General features: G+C 71.0%; 4 protein-coding genes and 1 pseudogene. 4 read left to right on the top strand and 1 reads right to left on the bottom strand.

Going from position 1 to position 5825, the window contains the following annotated elements; all coding sequences use genetic code 11:
* Positions 1 to 535: 535 nt before the first annotated feature.
* Entirely contained in the window at positions 536 to 1675 is a 1140-nt protein-coding gene (locus tag AB0903_RS34030) for a helicase associated domain-containing protein (protein ID WP_366708665.1), read from the top strand.
* On the opposite strand, the gene AB0903_RS34035 is transcribed toward AB0903_RS34030, so the two are convergent.
* Positions 1667 to 2092 carry a DEAD/DEAH box helicase family protein gene (locus AB0903_RS34035; RefSeq protein ID WP_366708659.1) on the bottom strand — a complete coding sequence of 142 codons (426 nt, stop codon included), beginning with the start codon at positions 2090 to 2092 and terminating at the stop codon, positions 1667 to 1669. The genes AB0903_RS34030 and AB0903_RS34035 overlap by 9 nt on opposite strands.
* A 182-nt stretch (positions 2093 to 2274) precedes the next feature.
* Here AB0903_RS34035 and AB0903_RS34040 point away from each other — a divergent pair, with 182 nt between their 5' ends.
* The 3 genes and pseudogenes from AB0903_RS34040 to AB0903_RS34050 all read left to right on the top strand — a co-directional run.
* A complete protein-coding gene (locus AB0903_RS34040) occupies positions 2275 to 4521 on the top strand; it encodes a helix-turn-helix transcriptional regulator (RefSeq protein WP_366708661.1) in 2247 nt (748 codons plus the stop codon).
* A gap of 14 nt (positions 4522 to 4535) precedes the next feature.
* The gene (locus AB0903_RS34045) at positions 4536 to 5093 is read left to right on the top strand and encodes an XRE family transcriptional regulator (RefSeq protein ID WP_366708663.1); all 558 of its coding nucleotides are present in this window, start codon (positions 4536 to 4538) and stop codon (positions 5091 to 5093) included.
* Between the two features lie 37 nt (positions 5094 to 5130).
* Positions 5131 to 5589 (top strand): annotated as a pseudogene (locus tag AB0903_RS34050) (DNA-binding protein); the annotation flags it as partial.
* Positions 5590 to 5825: the final 236 nt, after the last annotated feature.

A 5825-nucleotide genomic window follows, 5' to 3' on the forward strand; every position in this document is an offset into this window, starting at 1 on the left:
CATCGTGGACACCGCCCGCCGACCAGCGCGAGCACGGAAGGACGCCCGCACACCAGACCCGTGACCTGCAACTTCACGATGCACACCGCTCACTGAGCAGACTGTCGCAACCGCCCGCCCCAACCCCGCCACCCACAGGCCGTCCCTGGAGACCGGCCTCTACTACGCCCGCTCCTACGCGGCACTGCACGGTGACCTCAACGCGTCACCCTCCGACCGGCACGAGGGCTTCCCCGTCGGAGGCTGGCTGGCCCGCCAGCGGCACCAGGCCAGCCTTCACGCCGCCAAGTTCGCCGCGCCCTACCCGGCCGCCCCGCTGCTGGCCGCCGTCGACCCATGGTGGAACCCACCGTGGAACGGGGACTGGCAGATCAACCACCGCGCCGCCCGCAAACTCGTCGAGAACGGAATCAAACTCCTCCCTGCACAAGGCTTCCCCGGCACCCCCGACTGGACTGGGCGGTGGCTCTACACCCAGTGCGTCGCCTACCAGAACCTCCACCCGGGGCAGCAACAAAGGCTCACGCAACTCGGCATCACCACCGCGAACTCCTGCACCGCACGGCCCCGTCGCGTCACCCAGCAAGCATCATTCGACACCGGCCTTGCACACGCCCGCTCCTACGCCGCCCGACACGGACACCTCGCCGTGCCCAGAAGCGCGAACCACCACGGCTACCGGCTGGGGACATGGCTCGCCCACCAACGCAAACGGGCCGCCAACGGCCGACTCCCCCACCGTCGCGCCGAGGCCCTCGACGTCCTTGACTCATGGTGGAACCCATCCTGGGGCCTACCATGGCAAATCACCTACCATGCCGTCAGAAACGAGATCCACGGCCACGTTCTGAACGCGGCCGCAGGTTTCCCCGGACTCCCTCCAGCCGCCACCAGATGGCTGCTCACCCAGTGCATCAACTATGACGACCTCCACCCGGGCCAGCAGGAACTCCTGACCGGCCTCGGCATAACACCCCAGGACGCACACGGCGCCCGGCCCCAGCAGGAAACACGCACGCGCCGCCGAACCGGCGCCATCCGGTCGCGCCCCACAACCGTCTCGTCATCCATCGACGGCGGCCTGCCCTACGCCCGCTCCTACGCACACACTCACGGCGGACTCGGCACCGCCCACTACGCCACCGAACACGACGGATTCCCCTTGGGCTGGTGGCTGTACGAGCAGCGCAAACGCGCCATCGCCCACCTACGCCGCACCGGCCGGCTCTGGCCCCACGACACACAGCTCACCGCACTCGACCCGTGGTGGAACCCACCCTGGCGGGCCTCCTGGAACCACAGCTACCACCAAGCCCACACACACCACACCGCCGGCCACGCCTTCCCCGGCACGACCACGAAATGGATCCGCACCCAGCAGCACGCCTGGAACCAGCTCCACCCCCACCAGCAACACCTCCTGACCACCCTCGGCATCCACGAATCCACACCCCTGATCAGCTACAAAAGCCGCCCAACGAAACTGACCGGCCAACCAATAGAACCGACCAACAGACCTACGGCCACCCCGAAGCAGGAAACCCACAGCTCACAGACCCCGCACAACCCCAGCCCGCAAGCAACATCAAGCCCCTCGCCAACACAGACCACACCGCCAGCCTCAACCAGCCAACTGATCAGACCAGCTCAACACCCCGGACGCCGATCAGATTGAAAGAGCCACGACAGCCGGGATCTGGTCCTCGCCCTGGCCCCCCACCGACATCAGTCCGCCCAGCGCGTGCGGGTCGGTGGTCGACATGACGCGGGCCGCGACCAGGTCGTCCCGGCCGCTGGTGTCCATGGAGGAGACGATCACCATGTGCTCCAAGTGCTCGTCCCGGCGCCAGGCCAGCGCCGTCTGGGCCGCCAGGTCCAGGGTGGGTACCACGAACAGCACCAGCCGCGCACCGAGTGCGTCCGCCACCCGGATGGACACCAGGGTCTTGCCGGTCCCCGTCGCCGACACGAACAGCGCCCGCGTCCCCGCGCGCCGCAGATGCCGTGCCAGCCGCTCCACTGCCTCCGCCTGGTCGGGAAAGAGCCGCGACCGCTCGGGGCGGCCGGGGCGCGGCAGTTCCACCAAAGTCATGACAGCTCTTCCTCGATCCCGAAGCGGACGGCCCCGGGCGGCGGCCGGGGCCGAAGAGGCGGTGCAGCCATCGGAGAGGCCTTCGCGGGACCCTACCACCCCGAACGCCATCCGCACGCTTAATGAACGCTGTACGTACGCGATAGGTGCGGCTCAGGGTAGAGTGAAGGCGGAGGTGTCCCATGTCCGAGTTGTTCGACGCAGTCGACGCGCTGGTCGCGTCCCGCTCCCCGCTGCCGCCGCCGGCCGAGCGCAGGCGGCTGCGCCAGACGCACGCGCTCACCCTGGACGAAGTGGCCGCCGCCCTGGGTGTGCGGCGGGCGACCGTCGGCGCCTGGGAGTCGGGCAAGACCGAGCCGCGGCCACCGGAGCGGGAGGCGTACGCGCGCCTGCTCAAGCAGCTCGCCAAGCTCTACCCCGCCCCCGAAGGCACCGGCACCCCGCAGGAAGACACCGCGGCGCCGCAGACATTCACCACCGCAGCGCCCGCCGTGGAGGCTCCGCCCGCGCCCGGGGCAGCGGAAGCTACTGCCACGGCGGCTGCTGAGGAGCCCCCGGCCGCTCCCCCAGCGCCCGTTCGGCACGCGGCACCGGCCGCTGTGTCGCTGCCGCGTGCCGAACAGGCGCCGCAGAGCTCGCGGCGCCCCGCTGCGAGGAAGGCCGCCCCGGCGAACACCCCCGCGCCCGGCGGTGCCTACGCGCACGGTCCGCTGCTCGTCCTCGACGCCGACGCCGAGAAGCAGGTGACCGGTTACGGCGTCTGCGGTCTGATCGTGGACGTGCCCGCCAAGTCGCTGCCCGCCCTGGTGGAGTGGACGCTCACCGAGGCACAGCTCGGGTCGGAGAAGCTGCACGGCTCGGGCAAGGACGCCGACCCGCTGCTGGTGCTCACCGAAGCGGCGTGCGAGCGCTACGGCCTGCCCGCTGTCCTGTCCGAGACCGAGCGGCTCGCCGGGCGGCTCGCGGAGGAGCACAAGGTCATCAAGCAGCTGAAGCGCGCCGACTGGCAGCTCACCCAGCGGGGGCTGGGGCCCTGGGCGCGGATCTACCGCCCCGCCCAGGGCGGCCGCCGGCAGTGCGTGCAGCTGTGCCTCCCCTCCTGGCGTGCCCTGGACGGCCGCGCCTGGGGCCACGCCGCGCAGCTTCAGCCCGCGGAGCTCGCCCGGGTGCTGGGGGTGTTCGCGCAGCGGGTGATGACGCCGGTGGGCTCCACCGCGGTGACGGGGCTGCAGCTGATGACGGCGCTCAACCCGCCCACGAGGGCGAGCGAGCCGGACGAGAACGGCAGACGGCACCGCGAGCACCGGCCCGGCTCGCTGGGCACGGAGCCGATGGATCCCGCGCCGTGCGAGGCGACCGACGGACACCCCGTCCTGGCGCACCTGCCCCGCTTCCACGTACGCGGGCCCGGCGAGCGACTGTTCGAGGAGGCCTACGACTGGGCGCGGGATCTGACCGATGCCGAGTGCATGCGGCGGCACCTGGTCGGTATCGACGTGAACCTGGCGTTCGGGGCGGCCGCCAACGGCGCGGTCGTCGGCCTGGCGTCGCCGCCCGTGCATGTCACCAACCCGGTCTTCGACCCAGCGGTGCCCGGCTCCTGGCTGGTCGACCTCTCCCACGTCGACCTGTCCCGGGTGAAGGTCGGCAAGCAGTGGCGCGACCTCGAGGGCGACCTGCTGCCCAGCCCGTTCACGCCCACCGGCGAACGCCCCACCGGCCCGGCCTGGTACGCCACCCCCACAGTCGCCTACGCCGTGGAGCTCGGTTACGACGTCGCGCCCGTCGAGGCGTGGGTGCGCCACGAGAGCGGCCGGTTCCTGGACGGCTGGTACAAGCGGCTGCGCGACGCCTACGTCGCCACCATGGCGGACCTCGGCGTCGCGGAGAAGCTGCCCCCGGCCGAGTTCCTGAAGGCGATGGACGGCTACAAGCAGCGTGACCCCGAGATGGCAATCGTTGCGGACGCCGTCAAGATGACCGTCAAGGGCGGCATCGGCAAGCTGCAGGAGAAGGCACGCGGCGGCGGCTGGAAGCCGGGGCAGGCCTGGCCCGCCCTCGCCCGCCCGACCTGGCGGCCGGACATCCGCGCGACCGTCATCTCCCGGGCCCGGATCAACATGCACCGCAAGATGCTCACCCTGGCCGCGGCCACCGGCCGTTACCCGGTCGCGGTCCTCTCCGACTGCGCCGTGTACGCCGCCGACGGCCCCAGCCCCCTGGACGTGCTGCCCTACGACGCCGACGGCAAGACCGTGCCGGGCAGCTTCCGGCTCGGCGTCTCGCCCGGGATGGTCAAGCACGAGGGCACCCAGAGCATGCTGTGGGGCGCCAACGTGCTCGAGCAGCTCGCCGGTGACGGCCACGTCGCCAACCTCGCCCGCTACATCAAGACCGGCGAGGTCACCGCCAAGGACACCGGAGAATAGGGAGCGTCACGGCGATGGCCACGGTCGGCGAAGGACTCGACAAGGCAGTGCAGGGCGCGTTCACGCGCCCCATCCCGAAGTCCGCTGGGGCGCAGATGCGTTACCTGGTCAGGCAGCATCAGCACAGCACCCGGCGCGTGGCCGAGCTGCTCGGCGTCAGCCAGCGCACCGTCGAACGCTATGTGAAGAACCAGATCAAAAAGCCCCGGCCGCAGCTCGCCGACCGTCTCGAGCGTGAGGTCCGCGCACGCTGGCAGCCGCAGATCAGGGCCAAGGCGAAGCAGACCGCGGCCACCACCGGCGGCATCATGATCGACGTCCGCGCCCGGTTCGGCTACACCGCCGCCCCCGGCAGCACCGACGACGCCCGCATGCGTCACCTCACCCTCGCACTGCCGCCCGACCACGCCGCACGCCTCTTCCAGGCCCGGGAGACCGGTTACACCGAGGACCAGCTCCGACAGATCGCCGCCGAGGCTCTGGGCGAGGTCTACTTCCGCGACAACGGCCGCCGCGCCCACGGCCTCGAAGTAGAACTCACCGACCTCCTCGACCTCGACTTCGAGCTGTAACCCGGTCAGGGGCGCCGGGACAGGAGACCAGGAACAGATGCCGGTAAGAGCTGTGACAGCAGGGGTGTTACGGACCGTGTCGCCGGCCGGGGAACTGACCGCGTCACTGATCAGCCGGGCCGCGGACCGCTACGGTCTGCCTGCCGCCGGCGTGCTGCGGCTGTGGACATGCCGCAACTCCCCCGCACGGAACGACGGCGGCGGCATACGGGCCGACGCGGAGGTCGTCCTCAACGAGGCCGGGCGGGAAGTGCTCGCCGAACTGTGCGGGGTCCAACCGGCGGTGCTGACGCGCGCTCTGCCCGCCTTCACCGTGAACGATCCCAAGATCACCAAAGGCCGGGAGGCCGCCGTGGCACAGGCGCGGTGGCGGGCGGCGGGCGCGGTGGCGGGCGAAGCGGCGTTCGCCTGCCGGTCGTGCACCGCGCGGCGCACCGGGCAAGCACAGCGGGTCGTGCGGTATCTGCCGCGCTGGCAGCGGGTGTGCGTCCGGCACGGCCGCTGGCTGCTGGACGCGGACACCGACCAGCCGCTGGAACACCTCGACCTACGCGGGCACCCCGCTACGACGTCGGCAAAACCATCAAACGCCCCGAGACCCTCAAGGGCATCGGCAAGCCTGGAAGATCTTGGTAGATACTGACTTCGGCTCGTTAGGGTGACGCTGGATCGTCGAGGGCCAGGCCGGTTCCGGCTATGAAGCCGTCGAGGGTGTCCGGCCGGTACTGAAGG

Source organism: Streptomyces sp. NPDC048389 (assembly GCF_040706335.1).
In the GTDB taxonomy this organism is placed as follows: Bacteria; Actinomycetota; Actinomycetes; order Streptomycetales; family Streptomycetaceae; genus Streptomyces.

Coding starts and splice junctions, on each gene's coding strand:
- AB0903_RS34035 (WP_366708659.1), bottom strand. CDS start 2,092: ATGACTTTGGTGGAACTGCCGCGCCCCGGCCGCCCCGAGCGGTCGCGG.
- AB0903_RS34040 (WP_366708661.1), top strand. CDS start 2,275: ATGTCCGAGTTGTTCGACGCAGTCGACGCGCTGGTCGCGTCCCGCTCC.
- AB0903_RS34045 (WP_366708663.1), top strand. CDS start 4,536: ATGGCCACGGTCGGCGAAGGACTCGACAAGGCAGTGCAGGGCGCGTTC.